Raw genomic sequence first — 267 nt, 5'->3', positions numbered from 1 at the left:
ACTATAGAAGAAATAAGTAAAGAATTCGAAAGTTAAAATAATATAGAAGTAGGAAGAAGAATTAGTGGTGCTGGTGCATTTTACCGTTATTATAATAACTTAAGCTATGCTATAATATCAAAGGAAGATGAAAATAAAGCATTTGATTTCAATAGTGTTTCTAGACCTGTTATTAAAACATTAGAATGTTTAGGTGTTAACGCTGAATTTACTGAAAGAAATGACTTAGAAATAGATGGTAATAAAATATGTGGAAATGCACAAGCA

Annotated in this window: 1 protein-coding gene; it reads left to right on the top strand. The window is 27.7% G+C overall.

What is annotated here, in order from left to right; translation table 11 throughout:
• Positions 1–42 precede the first annotated feature (42 nt).
• Positions 43–267: lipoate--protein ligase family protein (locus AYC60_RS09605; RefSeq protein WP_414162581.1), on the top strand; the 225-nt coding region annotated here is incomplete at its 3' end.

This window comes from Streptobacillus felis, assembly GCF_001559775.1.
Classification (GTDB): domain Bacteria; phylum Fusobacteriota; class Fusobacteriia; order Fusobacteriales; family Leptotrichiaceae; genus Streptobacillus; species Streptobacillus felis.
This window is presented reverse-complemented; position numbering and strand designations above follow the sequence as displayed.